Raw genomic sequence first — 21,164 nt, 5'->3', positions numbered from 1 at the left:
TGTTCGCCCTATCCGCCCTATTTCGCGCCCTGGGACGCGACGGCGGCGGCGCCCGCGGCTGCGGCTTCGGGATCGAGGTAGGTGCCGCCGATGACGGTCGGCTTGAGATCGGAGTCCAGGTCGTAGCGCAGCGGGATGCCGGTCGGGATGTTGAGCCCCACGACATCCTCGTCGGACATGCCGTCGAGGTACTTGACCAGCGCACGCAGCGAATTGCCGTGCGCGGCGATCAGCACCGTCTTACCCGCCCGCAGGTCCGGTTCGATCGTCTCGGTGTAGTACGGCACGAACCGTTCGACCACGTCCTTGAGGCACTCGGTACGCGGCGGGCCGCCGGGCACGTCGGCGTAGCGCGGGTCGCCGTCCTGGCTGTAGGTGCTGCCGGGCTCGATCGGCGGCGGTGGGGTGTCATAGCTGCGCCGCCACGCCATGAACTGCTCTTCGCCGTATTTGCCTTTGGTCTCGGCCTTGTTCAGCCCCTGCAGCGCGCCGTAGTGCCGCTCATTGAGCCGCCAGTCGCGGTGCACGGGGATCCAGTGCCGGTCGGCCTTGTCCAAGGCCAGGTTGGCGGTGGTGATCGCGCGGCGCAGCAACGAGGTGTAGACCACGTCGGGTTGCCGGTCGAGCTCCTTGATCAGCTCACCGGCCCGCACTGCTTCGGCGCGACCCTTCTCGGTGAGGTCGACGTCGACCCAGCCGGTGAACAAGTTCTTCTCGTTCCAGTCGCTCTCGCCGTGGCGAAGCAGAATCAGCGTGCAGTCACCCATGCCGAAATCTTCTCACGGCAGACGGATCGACTTCTGCCCGTACCGAGACCGACGAAATGGCGGGATTCTGTCGAGAAAAGCCGCCAAAACGTAGGTTTGGGCGAAGGGTCAGTCCGCGTCGTCGTCGTCGATCAGGTGGGCGAACGCCTGCAGGTTCTTCAACGACTCGCCGCGCGACACCCGCCACTCCCACTCCTTCTGGATCGACGAGCGAAAACCCAACTCCAGCAACGTGTTGAAGTCGTTGTCGACGGCTTCGAGCACTTGGCCGAGCACGCGGTCGACCTCTTCGGAGGTGACCGATTCCAACGACATCCGGCCGACGAGATAGATGTCGCCGACGTTGTCGAGCGTGTAGGCCACCCCGTAGAGCCGGCGGTTGCGCTTGAGCAGGAACCGGTACACACCCTCGTGGTTCTCGTCGGGTTTACGGCAGACGAACGCCTCGATGCGCACCGAGTGTTCGCCGATGGACAGGATCGTGTTGGTCTTCAGCCGTCTTTCGCCGGGCAGTTCGACGATGATGCCGGGCAATCCGCCGTGCGCGCCCTCGTGGTGCGTGCAGACCAGGCCGTTCTCCTTGCACGCATCCTCGATGACCTTCGCGGCGTGGGTGCTCATGCCCGCACGCCCCGCCGCCGCGAGAACCGCCGGCCGGTGCGGCGCGCGCCGCCGTCGCGTGACCGGTGGCGTGCCCGGTAATCGCCGATCGCACGGCCGTAGCTGGCCAGCAGCGCATCGACGGTGCGGGACCACGAGAACGTGGCGGCGTGGGCGATCGCGGCGGGTCTCATGCCGTCGGCACGCTGCAGCAGATCGCCGATGGCGTGCGCCCAGTCGCCGTCGTCGTGGCCGTCGACCAGGATCCCGGTGACGCCGTCGCGCACCGCGACCGGCAACCCACCGACCGCCGCGGCCACCACCGGCGTGCCGCACGCCTGCGCTTCGACGGCGACCAGGCCGAAGGACTCCGAATAGCTGGGCACCGCCACCAGATCAGCGGCCCGGTACACGTTGACCAGCTGTTCGCGCGACTGCGGCGGCAGGAACGTCACCCGGTCCGAAATACCCAGATCGTCGGCCAGCCGAACCAACCCGTCGGGCATCGAGAGGCCGCCCGTGCCGGGGCGCGCAGACAAGCCCGAGCCCGACGGACCGCCCGCCACCAGCACGCGCACCCCGGGCAGCTTGGCGGCCGCGCGCAATGCCACGTCGGGCGCCTTCAGCGGCTGGATGCGGCCCACGAACGCGACGATCCGGTCGTCGGCGGCCAGCCCCAGCGCGGCACGCGCGGCTTTCCGATCCCCCGGCGTGAACACCTCCAGGTCGACACCCGGGTGCACGACGTCGATCCGCGCCGGATCCGCGTTGTGCATCGAGATCAGTTGCTGCGCTTCATGTTCGGTGTTGACGATCAACCGGTCCGCTTCGTCGACGACCTGCTGCTCACCGACCGCGCGCAGCGGCGGTTCGGGCGAGTCGCCGTCGGCCAGCGCGGCGTTCTTGACCGCGGCCAGGGTGTGCGCGGTGTGCACCAGCGGGACGGCCCAGCGGTCGCGGGCCAGCCAGCCGACCTGACCGGACAGCCAGTAGTGCGAGTGCACGATGTCGTAGTAGCCGGGTTCGTGCGTCGCCTCGGCGCGCAGCACCCCCGCGGTGAAGGCGCACAACTGCGTGGGCAGGTCGTATTTGTCCAGCCCCTCGAACGGCCCGGCGACCACATTGCGCACCAGCACACCGGGCGCCACCCGCACGGTCGGCGGGTCAGACGACGACGTCGCGCGGGTGAAGATCTCGACCTCGACACCGCGGCGAGCCATCTGCAGCGCACTCTGCAGCACGTAGACGTTCATGCCGCCGGCATCGCCGGTGCCGGGCTGGGCCAGCGGCGACGTGTGCACCGACAGCACGGCTACGCGTCGGGGCAGTTCCGTTGCTAGGCGCACACAGTCATGTCTACACCGCGCCCGCAGCCGCCCCGTCACGCACTGGCTTCGGTGGCCTCCCGGCGCTGCGCCCGCCGCATGGCGCCGATCGGGTCGGCGTACAGGCCGCCGAGCGACACCACACCCGCGCCGGCCTCTTGAACGCGGTTACCGAAGACGGTCAGCCGGATCTCGCGGGCAGCCATCACCGATCGCTGCGCGAACGCGGTCTCCACGACGCTCATGCCCTCGGGATATTCGGTGAACGCCTGACCGCCGACGACCAGATCGTCGGGGTTGAGCATGTCGCGCAGCAACGCGACGGCCTCCCCCAGCACCCGCGCGCGTTCGGCCAGCAGTTCCTGCGCGGGCCGGTTTCCTTGGCGAGCGATCTTGAACAGCACCTGCATCGTCGAGCCAGGCCCATCGGCGGCGATGATGCGCGCCCTGCGAGCGGCGATCAGCACCTCTTCGTCACTGACCGTGGACTCCAGTTTCCCTGTGCCGCCGAGCAATTCGGAGTGCGCGGGCAGCGCGGCGATGGTGCCGGGTCCGCTGGCCGGCGAGTGCACCCGGCCGCCGATCGACAGCGCGTAGCCGACGGTCTCGCGGGCGTAGACGTACAGGCTCGTCGACGTGTCCGACGCCTGCCTGCGTCCCCCGAGCAGCAGTTCGGCCCCGGCCATCGCGTCCACGTGCGAGGCGACCGACACCGGTAGACCGAGGGTCTCGGCGAGTACAGGCCCGACCGGCGCGTCGGACCAGCCGAGCCGCGGATGGTCGAGGTAACCGGTCGTGCTGTCGACGACGCCGCCGGCCGCCACGCCCACCCAGAGCGGGCGGCGGCGATGCCAGCGGCCCAGGTAACGGCGGGCGCTGTCGGCCAGCGACGCCAGCGCGGCGGCCTGCGGGGCCCGCGGAGTAGGCGTTTCGACGACGTCGAGGGTGCGACCGAGGAGGTCGGCGGCCACGATGCTGGTGCTGCGGGCGCCGATGTGGATCCCCAGCGTGAGGAACGGTTCGTGCTTCACCTCCACGGGCACGCGAGGCCTGCCGATCGCGCCGGAAACCGCGAGGTCGGCGCGTTCCCGCAGCACACCGGCTTCGAGCAGGGCGGTGACCTGGCGGTTGACGGTCGCGATGCTCAGGCCGGTGACCTGGGCGATGACGTCACGGGCGATGGGCCCGCGCACGCGGGCCGCACTGAACACCGACGCGGCGGCGGCGTCGGCCACCTTCAGCGCCGGCGCGACGACGTGCCGACGGGCCAACAGCGCGCGCTTGGCGTGCTGGGCGCTGCGGACCGACGGCTTCGCGGGAAGAGTGGTGGTGACGGAAGTGCGCATCTGCTTGTCCTTCGGAGAGGTCGGCCGGTGGGTTCTCGGGCCACACCCGGCGACTCAGCAGGACAGCGGTTGTCCGGGGTCAGTCAGGCGCGGCGAAGTGCGCGACAACAACACGCACGCCGGGAACAGGCCTGACTGGACAGCACACGGTGAACTTAGCACGCCAACTAAAGTTGGGCAGATGACGACACCCCGGACCGACAGTCGAGTCGCGGTGGTCACCGGCGCCAGCGCAGGCATCGGCGCGGCCACCGCGAGAACCCTTGCCGCACAAGGTTTTCACGTCGTCTGCGTAGCCCGTCGCCAGCAGCCCATCGACGCCCTCGCCGAAGAGATCGGCGGCACCGCGATCGTGGCGGACGTCACGTCCACCGAGGCGGTGTCGGCGCTGGCTGAGGCGCTGGACCGGGTACCCGGGCAGGTTTCGGTGCTGGTCAACAACGCCGGAGGCGCGCGAGGACTGGATCCGGTGGCCGAGGCCGACATCGAGCACTGGCGCTGGATGTGGGAGGCCAACGTCCTCGGCACCCTGCTGGTGACCCGCGCGCTGTTGCCGAGGCTGATCGACTCCGGCGACGGGTTGATCGTCACGGTCACCTCGATCGCCGCGGTGGAGATCTACGACAACGGCGGCGGGTACACCTCCGCCAAGCATGCCCAAGGCGTGCTGCATCGGACGTTGCGCAGTGAGCTGCTCGGAAAACCCGTGCGGCTCACCGAAGTTGCGCCCGGCATGGTGAAGACCGACTTCTCGCTGAACCGGTTCGAGGGCGACCAGGAACGCGCCGCCAAGGTCTACGAGGGCGTCACCCCGCTGCTGGCCGAAGACATCGCGGAGATCATCGGGTTCGTCGCCAGCCGACCGTCGCACGTCGACCTGGATCTGATCGTCGTGCGGCCGCGCGATCAGGTCAGCGGCGCCAGTGGATCCCGCTTCAACCGGCGCTAGCCGATCGCAATGTCAGCCTGACAGCGACACCGCGCATATATAGCCGCGGCGGCGTTCTCAGCGCGACATTGCGTCAATGAACTAGCGGCCGGGGCGGCCGTTGACCGGTTGCGGCGCGCCCGAGGGCGTCGCGGGCGCGGTGCTCGGAATATCCGGTCCGTTCTGCTCCGACAGCGCCGACATCGCCTTCCACTCGTCCCACGGCACCACCCAGTCCCAGATGTCGCCGTCGGAGTACGACAACTCGATGCGGGTCCCGGTGACCTCGACGGGATCGCCGTAGACGGCGGTGTGGAAGTACTGCTCGGCGTCGGACTCCGAGAGGTTGATACAGCCGTTGGTGACGTTGCTGCTGCCCTGCGAACCGAGGCTGGCCGGGTTGGCGTGGATGAACTCGCCGTTGTTGGAGATCCGCACCGCCCATCGCTCGTGGATGTTGGCGTAACCGGCTGCGGGGTTGGTCATCCAGAAGTCTTCGTACTTCTCCGTGACGACGTGGATGCCGCTGCGGGTGACGTTGCGGTCCAGGTCACCCTCGCCGTAGCTGCACGGAAAGTCCATGATCACCGCGCCGTTGCCGTCGAGCACTTGGATGCGGTGCGACGACGCCTCGGCCCTGACGACCTGGCGACGGCCGATCTCGAAGGTCAGCGTCGCGTCTTGCGCGCCGTAGGCGTCGTCGCCGAACGGCACGCCGTAGAGCTTGGCGTCGACGTGCACCTTGGTACCGGCCGGGTAGTACTCGCGGGTGCGCCAGTGCACACGGGACCCGCCGACCTCGTCGGGCAGCCACGCCCAGCTGCCTTCGACGGGCGGCTCGGTGGTCACCTTGAGCGCCTTCTCCACCGCCGCCTTGTCGCTGATCGAGGCGTCGAACTGGATGATGACCGGGGCGGCCACCCCGACGACCTGACCGTCGGCGAGCTGGAACTGACCGCTTACCTGGGTGCTGGGGTCGATCGTGGAGAACGATCCGTCGACCGGCACCGCCTTGCCGTCGCGGCCGACCACCGAACCCGTCCAGGTGTACTCGGCGCCGTAGCCCAGCGGTTCGGTGATCGTGAACTCGGTGCGGTCGCGGTTGAGCGCGCCGGCGACGACCTTGCCGTCGGGGTTGGTCAGGGTGATCCGCTGGAACCAGCCGTTGCTGACCTCGACGCCGGCGCGCTCGGTCGGCGAAATGTCGGTGGCGCCGTCGGCAGGCTTGAAGTTCAGCGTGGGCGCTGCGGGGGCGTCCTGCGCGGACGGTTCGTCGCCGTTGGCCATGCAGGCGGCCAGGGCCCCGGGCGCGACGACACCGACCGCCAGTGCGGTCAGGGCGCGGCGTCGGTTGAACGACGGCAGGGGTTCCCCGGTACTCACGTGAACCCAGCGTACCTACAGCGAACAGCCGATCAGATCAGGCTCGGCTGTGAGTTCGATCCCGAATCTTGTTAGAACACCGTCGCGTACCGTCCTGGCCAGCGCGATCACCTCGGCGGTGGTGGCGCCGCCGCGATTGGTGAGCGCCAGCGCGTGCTTGGTCGACAGCCGCACGGAGGCACCCTCGCCCGGGTACCCCTTGCCGAAGCCGGCGTGCTCGACGAGCCAACCCGCGGCGAGCTTGACACCGTCGGGCGCCGGATAGTTCGGCACCGGCCCGTCGTGCTGGGCGCGGATCCGCTCGAACTCGGCGGGCGTGACGACGGGGTTGGTGAAGAACGACCCGACGCTCCAGGTGTCGTGATCCGGGTTTTCCGAGCCGATGTCGATGACCATGCCCTTGCTCGAGCGCAGGGTCAGCACCGCCTCACGCACAGCGAGCGGATCGGCGCGCGATCCCTGCTCGACGCCCAGCGCGGTGGCCAGTTCGCGGTAGCGCAGCGGCGCGCTGTGCCCGTCGGGGTCCAGGGCGAACTCCACTTCGAGCACGATCGCGTCGTGCGCGCGTTTGAGGACGCTGGTGCGGTAGCCGAACCGCAGCGCGTCGGGGGTGACCCAACGGTCTTTCCCGGTGCGACGGTCCAGTAGCCGCACCCGTCGGATGGTGTCGGCCACCTCCGCGCCGTACGCGCCGACGTTCTGCACCGGTGTCGCGCCGGCGGATCCCGGGATCCCGGACAGGCACTCCAGCCCGCCCAGCCCGTGCGCCAGCGAGGTCACCACGACGTCGTCCCACACCGCGCCGGCCTCGACGCGAACCAGGTTGCCATCGACGGTGATCTCGGTGTTCGCGAGGTAGATGACGGACAGGTCGGTCAGCTGGTCACAGATCACCACGTTCGAGCCGCCCGCCAGCACCAGCGCGTCGTCATCCGGGCCGAGATCGCGGACCACGTCAATCACTTTCTGGGTGGTGTCGCACGCGATCAGTCGCCGCGCAACGGGGCCGACGCGCAGCGTGGTCAGCGGTGCGAGCGGCACCGCCTCCTCGACCAAGGCGCCCCCGGGTTGCGAACTCACCACGGGCGGTAACGGTAGCCTGACCAGCTATGCCGCGTTCATTCGACATGGCCGCCGAGTACGGGGGCAGCGTCGAACAGGTCCACCGGGCTTTCAGCGACGAACGCTACTGGCTGGCGCGGCTGACCGATTCCGGCGCCGACGACTACTCGCTGGACTCCATGGTGGTCGACGAGCACGGCGGCATCGACGTGGTCACGACCCAAACGCTGCGGGCGGACCGGTTGCCCGGTGTGGTGACCCAGTTCCATCGCGGCGACCTGAGCTTCGTGCGCGAAGAGACCTGGAGCCCGGTCCGCGACGGGAAGGCCGGCGCGACGGTCAAGGGGTCGATTCCCGGCGCACCAGCCGGCTTGACCGGCACCGCGGCACTGGCACCGGCGGGCCCCGGTTCACGGCTGGAGTTCACCGTCGAGGTGGAGGTTCGGGTGCCGCTCGTCGGCGGCAAGATCGAGAACTTCATCGGCAGTCAACTGGTGGATCTGCTGATCGCCGAGCAGCGCTTCACGACGGTGTGGATCGCCGAGAACGCCTGACGGTCAAGACGGCGTGGGTCGCGGAGTCGCCGTCGTCGCTCCCTAGAATCGGGTCATGAGCGGGCCAATCGGTCAGCTGACGCGGGGCACCACCGGCTACAACCGGTTGCGTCGCAGCGATCGTTGGCTCGTCCACGCGCCGCGGGTCCGCGCGACGTTGCTCTCCGCCGAGGATCCGCTCGTCGTCGATCTCGGCTATGGCGCGCTGCCGGTCACGACGCTGGAGCTGGCGGCGCGGCTTCGCTTGGTGCGCAACGACATTCGCGTGATCGGCCTGGAGATCGATCCCGAGCGGGTGCATACGGCGCGCACCGCGGTCACCGACTCGGTCGAATTCGGCCTCGGCGGTTTCGAGTTGGCGGGCATGCATCCGGTCCTGGTGCGGGCGTTCAACGTGCTGCGACAGTACCCGGTCGACGCAGTCGCGCAGGCCTGGTCGACGATGCAGCGGCAACTGGCGCCCGGCGGGCTCATCGTCGATGGCACCTGCGACGAGCTGGGCAGGCGCTGCTGCTGGGTGCTGCTCGACGCCGATGGGCCGACAAGCCTGACCCTGGCCTGCGACCCGTTCGCGATCGAGCGCCCCTCTGACCTCGCCGAGCGGCTGCCCAAAGTGCTGATCCACCACAACGTCGACGGTCAACCCGTGCACGCGCTGCTGACCGCCGCCGACCGGGCGTGGGCCAGCGTGGCGGGCCACGGCGTGTTCGGCCCGCGGGTGCGGTGGCGCGCGATGCTGGAGACGTTGCGCGACAACGGCTTTCCCGTCACGCCCGCGCGTCGCCGGATGCGCGACGGGGTGCTGACCGTGCCATGGTCGACGGTGGCACCGACCTGACGAACCGTCCTGACGCGGGGATCAACGACCGAAACCGTAGGCTGGGCACATGCGGATTGCCCTCGCGCAGATCCTCAGCGGCACCGAGCCTTCGGACAACCTCGCGCTCGTCGAGGAGTACACCCGGCGCGCCGCGGACGCCGGCGCCCGGATGGTGCTGTTCCCGGAGGCGACGATGTGCCGGTTCGGGGTGCCACTCGCTCCCATCGCCGAGCCGCTGGACGGACGGTGGGCGTCGCAGGTGCGAACGATCGCCGAGCGGGCCGGAACCGTCGTCGTGGCGGGCATGTTCGTGCCGTCCGGCGACGGGCGGGTCTTCAACACGTTGATCGCGACCGGGCCCGGCTCCGACGGACCCATCGATGCGCACTACGAGAAGATCCACCTGTACGACGCGTTCGGCTTCCAAGAGTCCAAGACCGTCGCGCCGGGGCGCGAACCGGTCGTGATCGACGTCGACGGCGTGCGCGTCGGCCTGACGCTGTGCTACGACGTCCGCTTCCCCGAGTTGTACGTCGAGCTGGCCCGACGCGGTGCGCAACTGATCACCGTCCACGCGTCCTGGGGCAGCGGGCCGGGAAAGCTCGAGCAATGGACGCTGCTGGCCCGGGCCCGCGCCATCGACACGACCGGCTACGTCGCGGCGGTCGACCAGGGGTACCCGGACGCCGACATCGCGGCTCGGGGCCCCACCGGCGTCGGGGGCAGCCTGATCGCGTCCCCGACCGGTGAGGTGATGTCGGCGGCGGGCGCCGACCCGCAGTTACTGGTGGCCGACATCGACCTGGACGCCGGACGCAAGGTCCGCGAGACGATCGCGGTGATGCGCAACCGCGCAGACTTCCCCCGCATCGATAGGGCAGAATCGCGGTCGTGACCGACCCCTGGGCTCGCCCGAACCAACCACCGCCGCCACCGACGGGGCCGCCACAAGGTCCGCCCGGGCCACCGCCGCCGCCACCGCCGGGGCCGCCACAAGGTCCGCCCGGGCCACCACAAGGTCCTCAAGGGCAGCCAGAACCGCAGGAACGGCCGTCGTCCGGGTCGAAGGTCAAGGACCTGTTGCGCGATCCGCTGTCGATCGTGCTGGTCGTCGTCATCGTGATCGGGCTGACGCTGGCCGGCCTGCTGGCCGGTGAGCTCTACGCCCGCAATCGCGCCGACAACGTCGTCGCCGACGTCACGTCGTGCGTCGTCGAGGACGATGCCACCGCGTCGTTCGGCGTCATGCCGCCCTTTCTGGTCCAGCACATGTCGGGCCACTACACGAACATCCACATCGAGACCGCCGGCAACCAGGTCCGCGACGCCAAAGGCATGAAGGTCGAGCTGGCGATCCAGGACGTCCGCCTCGAGGACACGGCCACCTCGAGTGGATCGGTCGGCTCGCTGGTCGCAGACATCACGTGGTCTTCGGAGGGCATCCACCAGACCATCACCGACTCGATCCCCCTGATCGGCTCCTTCGTCACCGGCGTCACGACCAACCCGTCCGAAGGCACCATCGAGCTGGAGGGCGCGCTGGGCAACATCGTCACCAAGCCCACGGTGGCCGACGGCGGGATCTCGTTGCAGGTTCTCGAGCTGACCGGGCTCGGCTTCACGCTGCCGCGTGAAACCGTCCAGCCGGCGCTGGACGCCTTCACCTCCGAGCTCACGCAGAATTACCCGCTGGGAGTCAAGGCCGACTCGGTCGATGTCACCGAAGACGGTGTGGTGAGCCGCTTCTCGACGCAGGATGCTGACATCCCCAAGGACGAACAGGACCCCTGTTTCGCGGCGCTGTGACCGTCAGTCGGTGACTCCGCCCCACCGGAAACTGTTGACGTATCTGCCCATATCCATCGCCAGCTGTAGATTCGCACCGGAGGGATGGCCGGGGCCGAAGTCGGGGCTGAACTCGCGGTACGGGCCGATCGCGGACGCCACCAGTGCGTAGTCGTCCTTCACCGCGACCATCACGATCAGCCGAAGCCGGCTGAAGCTACTGTTCGCGTCCTGCGAATAGTCGTCGGCGACGACGCCGTAGCCCAGCCGGTAGCCGACCATCGCGTTCGGGATCTCGTAATCCGTTGTGGCGTCCGGGTAATACTTGTCAATCAGATCCTCGGCGATTTGTTTTGGCGACCGGTTGCCGGCAGGCAGCCCGAACAACTCCAGTGTGCCGGTGTCGCCGCCGGTGAACTCCAGGACGACACCGTCGGAATCGAACGTCACCTCGTATGCGCTACCGGGGCCGGGATACTGGACGGAGAACGCTTCGCCGTCGGCGAAGAACCGCGGGTTCGATTGCACGGGCTCGCCGATCGGTGGCCGCCCACAGTCCGGGGGGCAGACGACCTTGGCCACCGCCGGAGTGGTCAGTACCGCCGCGACGACACCCGCGACGATCGCCACAGCGACACCGGCAGCCAGTGAGCCCAGCACCCGCGGCGGGCCCGCCCGGCCGTCGCAGGGCGGTCGATCCGGCTCCACAGCGGCCTGTTGTCCGATGCGAAGCGCAGACAATGCCAGCACGGCGATCGCGGCGTGCACGGCCAAGTGCAGGCCGTTCGGCACCGGCGCGAATTCCACCACCCCAATGATCGCGTAAAGAGCAAGCGCCACAGTCACACTCGCGATCACCGCGCGCGCCCGACCCGTCCACAGCGCGATCCCGACCAGACCGCCGAGCGCGGCGGCCGTCACCGGCAGTGCGACGCCTTGGATCCCTGCTTGCACCAGAAGCGAACCAGCCGACCGGTCATCGGCCCTCACGCCGGTCGCGAACTGCGGAAGCAGACGGACCAGCGTCGCCGCGGACGTGAACACGACAGCGCTCAACGCGCCGACGGCGTAGCCGTCCAGTGGCCTCGCCGGACACCGGAACCGCACGACCAACGCCGGGATCAACATGAGAACCGCGCTGCCCAGCGGTATTCCGACGCCTACGAATGCCTTGGCCAAATTCGGTCCACTCGCAGCGAGCGCGACATCCTGAGATTCGGCGACCACCGTTCCCGTCGCCAATGCCCAGCCGATGCCGAGCACCGCCGCCAGCAGTGCGGTTGACGCCAGCAGTCGAACCGGCACATCGTCGTGCACACCCGCCTCATGGATGTAGACCGCGAAAACCAGCGCCCCGCCGACTGCCGCGACGGCGATCATCGGCGCCTGCCATCGCAACAGTGCGAACCCGACCAGCATCGCCGCCAGCACCGCCAGCGCCACTCCCAACGGCACCCGCGAGGGCGGAGCCAGGTGCGGAAACAGCGTGCCGGTCAACGGATCTCGCCACCCTCGGCGGCTGCGAGCCGAGGCCTTCGTCACCGTGACGTCCTCTGCAGGTCCAGAAGGTTGCGGGCGAGGTTGAAGGTGTCCGGTGTACCCAGACCGGTCACCAGGTCATAGCCCGGCAGGGACAGGTCGACGGCGTTGCCGCCTCGACGCACGTCGCGGAAGCCGGGCCGACTCGAGCCCTCGGCCACCCGGTAGAGCAACGGATTGAGATTGCCCAGCGGCTGTCCACCGTTGGCGACCACGTACTGATTCATCAGCACGGTCAGCGCCGCCCAGATCGGGGCCGCTTGCGACGTGCCGCCGCCGATCACCTCGCGCTGACCGAAGACGAACCGCACGCCGGTGAACGGATCGGCAACCGCAGAAACGTCGGGCATCAGGCGCCGCCGCTCGGTATCGCGCTCCACCGACAACCGGTTCTGCCACTGCGGGCGGTCGAACAACTTCGACACCCCGCCGCTACTGCCTTGCGACAGCGGAGAATCCACCCACGCATCTTCGCCCAGCCACTGTCCGCCGGTGCCCGTCGACAGCGTGGTGCCACCGACCGACGTCATCGTCGGCAAGGAGGCGACCGCGTCGACGCCGACGTCGTCCGGTCCTGGCGGGGCCGACCACCGTTCGCCGCCTTTACATTCCAGCCCCGCCGTGTCGCCGCTGGCGTCGAACGCCGAGGTGCCGCGCCGCTGCGCAGCAGCCAATGCCGCCGCCACCGGCGCGAGATCGGCTGCGCTGACGAACGCCTCGCATCCCCATCCGATCGACAGGCTCCACACCGCGCCGGGATAGTCCCGGTCCACCGACTCGAACAATTCGCCGAGCTTCTCGTACGCGCCGTCGCCCGCCACCGTCGGCAGGGCGTTGACCACGACCAACCGCGCGTCGGGCGCAATGGCATGCGCCACTTGCAAATCCATCGCGGTCTCCCCGCGCATCTCGGAGGGCTTCCCTCCGACGATCTCGGGGGTGAACCGGGGCAGACCGAAGGTGTCGGCGAACCGGTCGAGATCGTCCTGCGCGGCGCTGTCGAACGTGAAGATCACGATCGTCGCGCCTTCACCGGTGAACCCGGCGTCGACAAGGGGCGTCGCGTTGTACGCCGACAGCAGCCCCGCCGGCGTCAATCCACCTGCGGGCACATCCAATGGAAGGAAGCCGGGGGCCTTGGTGTGGTGCGGGGTGTAGCTCATGATCCGACCGACCGCCGTCACGACGCCGTGCAACACCGACGGCACCGCGGGTTGCGCCGGCGATGCGTAGAACACCTTTCCCGCCGGGGCGCGGTAATCGTGCACCGGCACTCCGAACGCCCGCCCGAGATCCGCGGCGGCGCCCTCGACGATCGCCCATTCGTCGCCCGGCCGCCATCGCACCGACAGGTTCCGCGCCTCGCTCCAGTCGATCAGGGCATGGGGACGGTCTGTCCCGTCCAGCGTGACGGTGAGCTGCGCGTCAGCGCTGCGCGAGGGACCCAGGTCGGTCGAGCTGGCCAGCAGCGCCGCATATGGACCGGCGATCAGCGCCGGCGTGTGCGCCGAACACGCCGCTGAAGCGGCGATCAGCAGCGCGGCTGCAAGAAGCGCTGAAGCGCGCCGCTTACTGGCCGTGTGGACCGCGATGGCGACCGGGCGTCGGGCCGGGAGCCGGGGGCGCATGGACCGTGGGCGAGAAGGGGTTCGGCTGATCCGGATCGATGCGCGGAGCTTTCTCCGTCGGCGTCGCGGGGGGCGGCGCCGTGGTCGGCGTCGGGGTCGTTGGCGTGGTGGTCGTCGTGGTGGTCGTCGTCTCCGGCGCCTGTTCCTCTTCCTGGGCGCAGCCGGCGGTGAACGCACCCGTCACGAGGACCGCGGCCAAACACGACACGGCCGGAACTCGACGAAGCAAACCGTTATGAGCGATCATGATCGGATCCTATCCGGGGGTTCACGTGCGCAAGCGTACTGACAACACACCCGCGCGAAGACGACCGTCAGACTACAGCAAATTAGCCAATCGGTCGTAAATTAGCTCTCGCGGTCAGTTCCGGGCAGCCCGTCCAGGACCGCCCTGGTGCCGGAGATGCCCAACCGGCTGGCGCCGGCGTCGAGCATCGCGATCGCGTCGGCTGCCGTCCGGATCCCGCCGCTGGCCTTCACCTGCGGCCCCACACCGGCCATCAGTTCGACGGCCCGCACCGATGCGCCGCCGGCGGGGTGGAAGCCGGTGGAGGTCTTGACGAAATCGGCTCCCGCGTCCGCCGCGGCCCGGCACGTCGTCAGCAACGTCTGCGCATCCCCGAGCAGCAGCAGCGCGGCGGATTCGACGATCACCTTCAGCCGCGCGCGGTCACCGATCGCCGACCGCACCGCGCCGACGTCGGCGCGCACCGCCTCGAAGTCGCCGTGCAACGCGGCGCCCACGTCGATCACCATGTCGATCTCGCCGGCTCCGTCGTCGACGGCGAGCCGCGCCTCGTCGGCCTTGATCACCGATCGATGCTTACCGGATGGAAACCCCACGACGGCGCAGACCACCTGCGCCGACGATGCAGCCCTGCTGGCGACCGAAGTCATCGACGGAGACACACAGATCGCGTACGTCCCGAGGGCCGCGGCCTCCTCGGCGAGCGCGAGGATGTCGGCCTCGGTCGCCTCGGGTTTGAGCAGCGTGTGGTCGACGAGCGCGGCGACCTCGTCCCGGCGGTAGCTCCCGGCCACTAGAACGGTTCTTCGGTGCCGCCGGGGTTGCAGCCGGCCCGCACCATGTCCTCATAGGGGACCTCGGGTCGCCATGGCTCAAGGTTCCAACTGGTCTTGCCGGGACTGTAGCGCTCGGCGAATTCCCAGTGGCAGATGAACTGCGGCTTCATCCCGGGGATGTCCGCGTCGGGGGAAAGGGCCAGCACCTGGGCCCACGCCGCTTCGCCCTGCTCCGGCGTGGCCAGTCCGGACGCCTGGCGGGCGGCCGGGGTCGGATACACCCTCAGACTGGACAGGTCACCCCACTTGGCCCATTCGACATGGTCGACATACGGGGGCGCGGGGGGAACGGGGTTGGCCGACACGACCGCAGCGGTGAGTAGGGGTGCGAGGACGCCGGCACTCACCGCGGCCGCCCGTAAGGTGACCGCGACGACGCCGCGCACTACCGCGACTTTCCTTGGATCTCCAGGAGTTTGGGCCGCACGTCGACCAGATACACACCGGCCGCGACGGCCGCGATGGCGGGGCCCAGTACGGAGCCGAGCACCAAGGCCAGCAACCCGGCGACCCCGAGGATCACCAGCCAGACCGGCTTGGTCAGTTTGTCGGCGGCCGTGTAGGCGTCCGGCCGCTGGAGCGCCGCGTGGACGAACGCGTACACGGTCGTCACGAGCACGGCGATCTGCAGAATGAAGAGGACGTAACCCACCAAGCCTTGGAGCTGCACGCTCTCAAGACTAAGCGGGTTACGTCCCCTCGGTCGACTTTGGGCCCTCAGACCCGCTGCCGAGTGCTACTTCTGGGTGACCTTCTTGGCCGCAGCCTTCTTGGCCGGCGCCTTCTTGGCCGGGGCCTTCTTCGCCGGAGCCTTCTTGGCCGGGGCCTTCTTGGCGGCGCTCTTCGCCGGCGCGGCGCCCTTTTCCGCCTTCTTCGGCAGCTCGACGCCGACCAGCTTGGCGGCGCGCTCACCCACGGCGCGGGTCTGCGCGGCCACGTTGCCCAGCGCCTCCTGCGTCAGCTCGACGGCCTGGTCGGTGTAGCCCTCGACGCGGCCGGCGGCCTCGCTGAAACCGGGCTGGCTGCGCAGCCGCTCGATGGCGGCCTCGCCACGCTCGATGAGCCGGTTGTACGTGCTCTGCGCGGCGTCGGCGTAGCTCTCGGCGAACTTGCGCAGTTCCTCGGCGCTCAACCGCTCGCGCAGCTCACCGAACTGCGTCGGCAGGTCCTCCTGCAACCGGTCGATCCGCGCACGGGTCTCCTCCACGCGGGTGCGGGAGTCGGAGCGGGCGTCGTCGGCGCGCTCACGGAGCGTCGCGACGATCTCGTTGACCCGCTCGAGTGCCAGATCGGCCGCGCCGACCGCCGCAAGCAGCGGGGCCTTCAGGTCCTCAACGGTCGGCTGGTTCTTGGCCGGGGTGTTCTTTGCCATGGTGCTCTTTTCCTTTCGAGGTATGTCGATCGTGTCTGTCGTGTGGTCAGTCGAAGAAGTCTCTAGTCAGTCGCCGACTCCTCTTCTGTTTCGTTGCCGATGGCGGCAACTTCGGACTCGTTCTGCTGACGAAACGATGTGTAGATGTCGAGCAGCACCTGCTTCTGCCGCTCGGTGATCGCGGTGTCGTTGACGATGGCGTCGCGGACCTCGCTCGTCTCGCTGGGCTCGAGAATCCCGGCCCTCACATACAGCACCTCCGCGGACACTCGCAGCGCCTTGGCGATCTGATTGAGCACATCCGCGGAGGGTTTGCGCAATCCCCGCTCGATCTGGCTGAGGTAGGGATTGCTGACGCCGGCCTTCTCGGCCAACTGTCGTACGGATACCTGAGCGGCCTCACGTTGCGTGCGGATGAACGTGCCGATGTCCTGTGCAGCGGTCTGCGCAGCGTTGGACACGACGACGGCAAGTTTGTCATCCTGCGACATACGTGGCCCCCTCGTGCAACGGGTATCCAAAAAGCGACACCATTACCGTACGACGGGGTGCTAACTTTTGCAAGCACTAGTTAGCGCAGGTCAGAATAGTAGTTGGGCTATCGAATAGATGACAAGCCCCGCCAATGAGCCCACCACGGTGCCGTTGATCCGGATGAATTGCAAGTCACGGCCGACGTGGAGTTCTATGCGCCTGCTGGCCTCCTCGGCGTCCCACCGCTCGATGGTCTCGGTGATGATCGCGGTGATCTCGACGCCGTACTCGGCGACCAGGTGCTGGGCCGCACGGATGATCCAGTTGTCGACCTTGTCGCGCAGATCGGCGTCGTCGCGCAGCGACTCCCCGATGTGGATGACGGAGTCCGCGATGCGGGTGCGCAGCGCCGACGACGGGTCGTCGACCGACTCGAGGATGATGCGCTTGGCCGCCGTCCACGCGGTCTCGGCGGCCCTGGCGACCTCGTCGCGGCCCATGATCTGTTCCTTGACGTTCTCGGCGCGCTGGATCGTGGCGTCGTCGTGCTGCAGATCGTCGGCGAACTCGAACAGGAACCGGGTGGCCGAGCGGCGCAGTTCGTGGTCGGGATTGCGGCGCACCTTGTCGGTGAAGTCCATCAGCTCGCGGTGGATGCGGTCGCCGACGAGGTGGTCGACCCAACGCGGCGACCAGGTCGGCGAATCGCGTTCGATCACCCGCTCGATGACGGGCCCGGCATTCAGCGACCACTGGAAAGCGCGGTCGGCGAGCAACTGCAGCAGGGCTTCCTGACGACGTTCCTCGAGCAGCGTGGCCAGCACGCGTCCGACGGGCGGACCCCACTGCGGTTCGGCGAGACGCTTGACGATCATCCGGTCGAGCACGTGCTGCACGTCCTCGTCGCGCAGCATCTCCACGAGGACCCGCAGCACGGTGGCGGTCTCCGCCGCGACCCGCTCGGCGTGCGCGCGATCGGAGAGCCATTTCCCGAGCCGGCCCGCCACCTCGGCGTCGCGCAGTTTCGTCGAGACGACCTCCGGGGACAGGAAGTTCTCTCGGACGAAGGTGCCCAGGCCCTCGCCGAGCTGGTCCTTCTTGCGCTTGATGATCGCCGTGTGCGGGATCGGGATGCCCAGCGGGTGCTTGAACAGTGCGGTCACCGCGAACCAGTCCGCCAGCGCGCCGACCATGCCGGCCTCGGCGGCGGCGCGTACGTAGCCCACCCAGCCGGGCGCGCCCATCGACTGCGCCCATGTGCAGAGCAGGAAGATGACGGTGGCCCCGACGAGGAAGCTCAGCGCGACGACCTTCATCCGCCGCAGCCCGCGGCGCCGCTCGGCGTCTGCGGCGGCGTCGGCCCCGGCTAACGACTCGGCGAAGCTGGCCCGCGGCGCGGGCGGAGCCGCCACGGCGCGTCCGCCGGCGCTGGGTCTGTGTGCCACTCCTCCATCATCCGCTACGACGCGGGTGAGGCTCCGGACCGACAACCCGCGGTGTCAAGATCGGCCGTACTATCGGAGAGACGACGAACGGATCACGAGGAAAGTGGCACAGCAGACCGAAGCGATCGCGGTCAAGACGGACGGCCGCAAGCGACGATGGCACCAGCACAAAGTGGAACGCCGCAACGAGCTGGTGGATGGCACGCTGGAGGCTATCCGGCGCCGCGGCAGCAATGTCAGCATGGACGAGATCGCCGCCGAGATCGGCGTCTCGAAAACGGTGCTGTACCGCTATTTCGTCGACAAGAACGACCTCACGACCGCGGTGATGATGCGGTTCGCGCAGACCACGCTGATCCCGAACATGGCCGCCGCGCTGTCGTCGAACCTGGACGGTTTCGCGCTGACTCGCGAGATCATCCGCGTCTACGTCGAGACGGTGGCCGCCGAACCGGAGCCCTACCAGTTCGTGATGGCGAACAACTCGGCGAGCAAGAACCACGCGGTCGCGACATCCGAGAACATCATCGCGCGCATGCTGGCGGTCATGCTGCGGCGCCGGATGGTGGAGGCGGGCATGGAGACCGGCGGCATCGAGCCCTGGGCCTACCACACGGTCGGCGGCGTGCAGCTGGCCACGCACTCGTGGATGTCGAACCCGCGGATGAGTTCCGACGAACTGATCGACTACCTCACCATGCTGTCGTGGAATGCGTTGTGCGGCATCGTCGAAGTCGGCGGATCGCTGGAGCGCTTCCGCCAGCAGCCACACCCGTCGCCGGTGTTGCCGCCCCCGCGGGCCAATCAGTGACCTCCACTTCCGAGATCGCCGAAGCGCTGAGGTTTCGCGCAGGCGACAAGGTGGCCGACATCGACCCCGAGGCCACGCCGGGGTTCAGCGGGTCGAAAAGCGATGGGGCCGCGATGCAGTCCGATCGCAGCGCTCGGTTGGCTGAGCTGCAGGAGATGCTCTACGCGAACTGGAAGGCCGCCGACGACTCCCGCTCGGTGTTGCTGGTGCTACAGGGCATGGACGCCGCGGGCAAGGGCGGAATCGTCAAACACGTTGTCGGCGCGGTGAATCCGATGGGTGTGCGCTACACCGCGTTCGGCAAGCCGACACCGGAAGAGCTCGAGCATGACTTCCTGTGGCGCATCCGGCGTGCGCTGCCGCCACCCGGCCACATCGGCGTGTTCGACCGGTCGCACTACGAGGACGTGCTCATCGTGCGCGTGCACGATCTTGTGCCGCCCGAAGTGTGGGGTGCGCGCTACGACGCGATCAACGCGTTCGAGCGTGAACTCGTCGACGGCGGAACGACTCTGGTGAAGGTCGCGATGTTCATCTCGCTCGACGAGCAGAAGAAGCAGTTGCTCGAGCGCCTCGACGACCCGACGAAATACTGGAAGTACAACCCCGGCGATGTCGACGAGCGCGGCAAGTGGCCCCAGTACCAGGAGGCCTACCAGGCGGTGCTCGATCGTACGTCGACGGATTACGCGCCATGGCACGTCGTGCCGTGCAACCGCAGGTGGTACAGCCGCCTCGCCGTCACCGAATTGCTGATTCGGGCCCTCGAAGGCCTCGACTTGTCTTATCCGGCTGCGGATTTCGACATCAGGGCGGAGCGTAAGCGGCTGCTCGACTCTTAGCCCTCGCCGAGTGCACGCCCCAGGTACGGAAAAGCGCCGAAGACGTACGTGGGCAGTGCGCTCGGCGACAGAGAGTTGGTGCGCTCGAGGCGCTCTGCGAGGCACGACGATTGACAGGTGCGCTGCGACGTCTTCCTCGGCTCAGAAGCGCTGGCGTCGGGTGCGGTGACGCGGCGCGGGCTTGCCCGTCGATACATGAGGTTGCACCGCGACGTGTACGCGCCCACGGGCCTGACGCTGACCCCACGTGATCGGGCCTACGCAGCGTGGCTCTGGTCGGGGCGACGGGCCATACTCGTCGGGCATTCGATATCGGACGCCTCGAATTCCTGGCGAGCCAGCGCTGGTCGATCGTGCGGGTGAGCTCACGACAATTCCGCTACGAGCAAGACCGCATCGTTGCACGGGTCAAACGGGCACGGGAGCGGGCCGGCTGTGGCTAACCCTCGCCTAGTGCACGCTCCAGGTACGGAAAGGCGCAAAAGACGTACCTGGGCCGTGCGCTCGGCGCTCAGTACGTGTAGAAGCCGCGGCCGGATTTCTTACCGAGTTGGCCCGCCTCGACCATCCGCAGCAGCAGCGGCGGCGGCGCGTAGTGCGGATCCTTGTACTCGTCGTACATCGAGTCGGCGATCAGCTTCATCGTGTCGAGCCCGATGAGGTCCGACAGCCGCAGCGGGCCCATCGGGTGCGACAGGCCGGCCACGATCGCGGTGTCGACATCCTCGACCGTCGCGACACCCGCCTCGACCATCCGGATCGCCGACAGCAGGTAAGGCACCAGCAGCGCGTTGACCACGAAACCCGAACGGTCAGAACACCGCACGACCTTTTTGCCCAGCGTCTCGCTCGCGAACGCGGCCGTCCGCTGCAGCGCACCATCCGAGGTGACCAGGGTGTTGACCAGTTCGACCAGCGGCAGCACCGGCACCGGGTTGAAGAAGTGCAGCCCCAGCACGCGGCTCGGATTCTTCGTCGCCGCAGCGATTTTCATGATCGGGATGCTCGACGTGTTCGACGCCAGCACCGCGTCCGGATCGGTGACGATCTCGTCGAGTTGAGCGAAGATCTTGCCCTTGACCGCCTCGTCCTCGACGACGGCCTCGATCACCAGCTGACGGTCCGCCATGTCGGCAAGCAAGGTGCTGAACTTCAACCGCGCCAGCGCCGCGTCCCGGTCGCTTTCAGACAGCTTGCCCTTGCTGGCCGCCCGCTCCAGCGATCCGGTGATGCGCTTGCGGCCGGCCTCCACCAGTTCCTCGGAAGGCTCATAGACGACGACGTCGGCGCCCGCCTTCGCGCACACCTCGGCGATGCCGCCGCCCATCTGACCGGCGCCGACGACGCCCACTCGTTCAATGCTCACAACTTCTCCTCACAGCATCAGGCCCCGCCCAATA

The 21,164-nt window shown here is 68.4% G+C and carries 21 protein-coding genes and 1 pseudogene; 7 read left to right on the top strand and 15 right to left on the bottom strand.

Annotated elements, in window-relative coordinates; translation table 11 throughout:
* Window positions 1–17 precede the first annotated feature (17 nt).
* The 4 genes from AU188_RS17265 to AU188_RS17250 form a co-directional block, all read right to left on the bottom strand.
* Window positions 18–767, bottom strand: coding sequence for a phosphoglyceromutase (locus AU188_RS17265; protein WP_059164909.1), 750 nt, complete (start codon window positions 765–767; stop codon window positions 18–20).
* Window positions 768–875: 108 nt separating this feature from the next.
* The gene (locus AU188_RS17260; RefSeq protein ID WP_059164908.1) at window positions 876–1,388 is read right to left on the bottom strand and encodes a type III secretion system chaperone family protein; all 513 of its coding nucleotides are present in this window, start codon (window positions 1,386–1,388) and stop codon (window positions 876–878) included.
* On the bottom strand, window positions 1,385–2,713 hold the full coding sequence (gene mshA, locus AU188_RS17255) for a D-inositol-3-phosphate glycosyltransferase (RefSeq protein ID WP_059164907.1): 1,329 nt from the start codon (window positions 2,711–2,713) through the stop codon (window positions 1,385–1,387). The genes AU188_RS17260 and mshA overlap by 4 nt, the downstream gene beginning before the upstream one ends.
* A 35-nt stretch (window positions 2,714–2,748) precedes the next feature.
* Window positions 2,749–4,038 carry an ROK family protein gene (locus AU188_RS17250; RefSeq protein WP_059164906.1) on the bottom strand — a complete coding sequence of 430 codons (1,290 nt, stop codon included), beginning with the start codon at window positions 4,036–4,038 and terminating at the stop codon, window positions 2,749–2,751.
* 181 nt (window positions 4,039–4,219) lie between these two features.
* Between AU188_RS17250 and AU188_RS17245 the strand changes: the two genes are divergently transcribed.
* Window positions 4,220–4,987 carry an SDR family oxidoreductase gene (locus AU188_RS17245; protein ID WP_059164905.1) on the top strand — a complete coding sequence of 256 codons (768 nt, stop codon included), beginning with the start codon at window positions 4,220–4,222 and terminating at the stop codon, window positions 4,985–4,987.
* A gap of 81 nt (window positions 4,988–5,068) precedes the next feature.
* Here the strand turns inward: AU188_RS17245 and AU188_RS17240 are convergent, their stop codons facing one another.
* A complete protein-coding gene (locus tag AU188_RS17240) occupies window positions 5,069–6,349 on the bottom strand; it encodes a L,D-transpeptidase (RefSeq protein WP_059164904.1) in 1,281 nt (426 codons plus the stop codon).
* Between the two features lie 15 nt (window positions 6,350–6,364).
* On the bottom strand, window positions 6,365–7,432 hold the full coding sequence (locus AU188_RS17235; protein WP_059164903.1) for a UDP-N-acetylmuramate dehydrogenase: 1,068 nt from the start codon (window positions 7,430–7,432) through the stop codon (window positions 6,365–6,367).
* A 26-nt stretch (window positions 7,433–7,458) separates the two neighbouring features.
* Between AU188_RS17235 and AU188_RS17230 the strand changes: the two genes are divergently transcribed.
* From AU188_RS17230 to AU188_RS17215, 4 genes are read left to right on the top strand one after another with little or no spacing between them, the layout of a single operon-like run.
* Window positions 7,459–7,965, top strand: coding sequence for a DUF2505 domain-containing protein (locus AU188_RS17230; RefSeq protein WP_059164902.1), 507 nt, complete (start codon window positions 7,459–7,461; stop codon window positions 7,963–7,965).
* A gap of 55 nt (window positions 7,966–8,020) precedes the next feature.
* Entirely contained in the window at window positions 8,021–8,803 is a 783-nt protein-coding gene (locus AU188_RS17225) for a class I SAM-dependent methyltransferase (protein WP_059164901.1), read from the top strand.
* Window positions 8,804–8,852: 49 nt separating this feature from the next.
* On the top strand, window positions 8,853–9,680 hold the full coding sequence (locus tag AU188_RS17220) for a carbon-nitrogen hydrolase family protein (RefSeq protein WP_059164900.1): 828 nt from the start codon (window positions 8,853–8,855) through the stop codon (window positions 9,678–9,680).
* Window positions 9,677–10,591: an LmeA family phospholipid-binding protein gene (locus AU188_RS17215; RefSeq protein WP_059164899.1), complete on the top strand. Its 915-nt coding sequence runs from the start codon at window positions 9,677–9,679 to the stop codon at window positions 10,589–10,591. The genes AU188_RS17220 and AU188_RS17215 overlap by 4 nt, the downstream gene beginning before the upstream one ends.
* A gap of 3 nt (window positions 10,592–10,594) precedes the next feature.
* On the opposite strand, the gene AU188_RS17210 is transcribed toward AU188_RS17215, so the two are convergent.
* The 8 genes and pseudogenes from AU188_RS17210 to AU188_RS17170 form a co-directional block, all read right to left on the bottom strand.
* Window positions 10,595–12,112 (bottom strand): zinc ribbon domain-containing protein, encoded by a 1,518-nt coding sequence (locus tag AU188_RS17210; RefSeq protein WP_286137534.1) that lies wholly within the window; start codon window positions 12,110–12,112, stop codon window positions 10,595–10,597.
* A complete protein-coding gene (locus AU188_RS17205) occupies window positions 12,109–13,737 on the bottom strand; it encodes a S53 family peptidase (protein ID WP_059164897.1) in 1,629 nt (542 codons plus the stop codon). The genes AU188_RS17210 and AU188_RS17205 overlap by 4 nt, the downstream gene beginning before the upstream one ends.
* Window positions 13,738–14,085: 348 nt before the next feature.
* A complete protein-coding gene (deoC, locus tag AU188_RS17195; protein ID WP_059164895.1) occupies window positions 14,086–14,778 on the bottom strand; it encodes a deoxyribose-phosphate aldolase in 693 nt (230 codons plus the stop codon).
* Window positions 14,778–15,206: a DUF2599 domain-containing protein gene (locus tag AU188_RS17190; protein WP_082686675.1), complete on the bottom strand. Its 429-nt coding sequence runs from the start codon at window positions 15,204–15,206 to the stop codon at window positions 14,778–14,780. The genes deoC and AU188_RS17190 overlap by 1 nt, the downstream gene beginning before the upstream one ends.
* The gene (locus tag AU188_RS17185; RefSeq protein WP_059164894.1) at window positions 15,206–15,490 is read right to left on the bottom strand and encodes a DUF2516 family protein; all 285 of its coding nucleotides are present in this window, start codon (window positions 15,488–15,490) and stop codon (window positions 15,206–15,208) included. Before AU188_RS17185 ends, AU188_RS17190 begins: the two co-directional genes overlap by 1 nt.
* A 93-nt stretch (window positions 15,491–15,583) precedes the next feature.
* Window positions 15,584–15,670, bottom strand: a pseudogene (locus AU188_RS26060) (heparin-binding hemagglutinin); the annotation flags it as partial.
* A 584-nt stretch (window positions 15,671–16,254) separates the two neighbouring features.
* Entirely contained in the window at window positions 16,255–16,683 is a 429-nt protein-coding gene (locus AU188_RS17175) for a helix-turn-helix domain-containing protein (protein WP_059164893.1), read from the bottom strand.
* Between the two features lie 90 nt (window positions 16,684–16,773).
* Complete coding sequence (locus tag AU188_RS17170; RefSeq protein ID WP_082686674.1) at window positions 16,774–18,111, bottom strand: DUF445 domain-containing protein; 1,338 nt, start codon at window positions 18,109–18,111, stop codon at window positions 16,774–16,776.
* A 103-nt stretch (window positions 18,112–18,214) separates the two neighbouring features.
* On the opposite strand from AU188_RS17170, the gene AU188_RS17165 reads away from it, so the two are divergent.
* On the top strand, window positions 18,215–18,922 hold the full coding sequence (locus AU188_RS17165; protein ID WP_059164892.1) for a TetR/AcrR family transcriptional regulator: 708 nt from the start codon (window positions 18,215–18,217) through the stop codon (window positions 18,920–18,922).
* Window positions 18,919–19,764, top strand: a complete 846-nt coding sequence (locus tag AU188_RS17160; RefSeq protein ID WP_059164891.1) for a polyphosphate kinase 2 family protein — start codon at window positions 18,919–18,921, stop codon at window positions 19,762–19,764. The genes AU188_RS17165 and AU188_RS17160 overlap by 4 nt, the downstream gene beginning before the upstream one ends.
* 511 nt (window positions 19,765–20,275) lie before the next feature.
* Here AU188_RS17160 and AU188_RS17155 read toward each other — a convergent pair.
* Window positions 20,276–21,130: a 3-hydroxybutyryl-CoA dehydrogenase gene (locus AU188_RS17155; protein ID WP_059164890.1), complete on the bottom strand. Its 855-nt coding sequence runs from the start codon at window positions 21,128–21,130 to the stop codon at window positions 20,276–20,278.
* Window positions 21,131–21,164: the final 34 nt, after the last annotated feature.

It is taken from the genome of Mycobacterium sp. IS-3022 (assembly GCF_001500065.1).
In the GTDB taxonomy this organism is placed as follows: domain Bacteria; phylum Actinomycetota; class Actinomycetes; order Mycobacteriales; family Mycobacteriaceae; genus Mycobacterium.
The sequence above is the reverse complement of the archived record's forward strand: the minus strand, read 5'-3'. Positions and strand labels throughout refer to the sequence as shown.

Coding starts and splice junctions, on each gene's coding strand:
- AU188_RS17250 (WP_059164906.1), bottom strand. CDS start 4,038: ATGCGCACTTCCGTCACCACCACTCTTCCCGCGAAGCCGTCGGTCCGC.
- AU188_RS17175 (WP_059164893.1), bottom strand. CDS start 16,683: ATGTCGCAGGATGACAAACTTGCCGTCGTCGTGTCCAACGCTGCGCAG.
- AU188_RS17260 (WP_059164908.1), bottom strand. CDS start 1,388: ATGAGCACCCACGCCGCGAAGGTCATCGAGGATGCGTGCAAGGAGAAC.
- AU188_RS17225 (WP_059164901.1), top strand. CDS start 8,021: ATGAGCGGGCCAATCGGTCAGCTGACGCGGGGCACCACCGGCTACAAC.
- AU188_RS17205 (WP_059164897.1), bottom strand. CDS start 13,737: ATGCGCCCCCGGCTCCCGGCCCGACGCCCGGTCGCCATCGCGGTCCAC.
- AU188_RS17265 (WP_059164909.1), bottom strand. CDS start 767: ATGGGTGACTGCACGCTGATTCTGCTTCGCCACGGCGAGAGCGACTGG.
- AU188_RS17230 (WP_059164902.1), top strand. CDS start 7,459: ATGCCGCGTTCATTCGACATGGCCGCCGAGTACGGGGGCAGCGTCGAA.
- AU188_RS17245 (WP_059164905.1), top strand. CDS start 4,220: ATGACGACACCCCGGACCGACAGTCGAGTCGCGGTGGTCACCGGCGCC.
- AU188_RS17220 (WP_059164900.1), top strand. CDS start 8,853: ATGCGGATTGCCCTCGCGCAGATCCTCAGCGGCACCGAGCCTTCGGAC.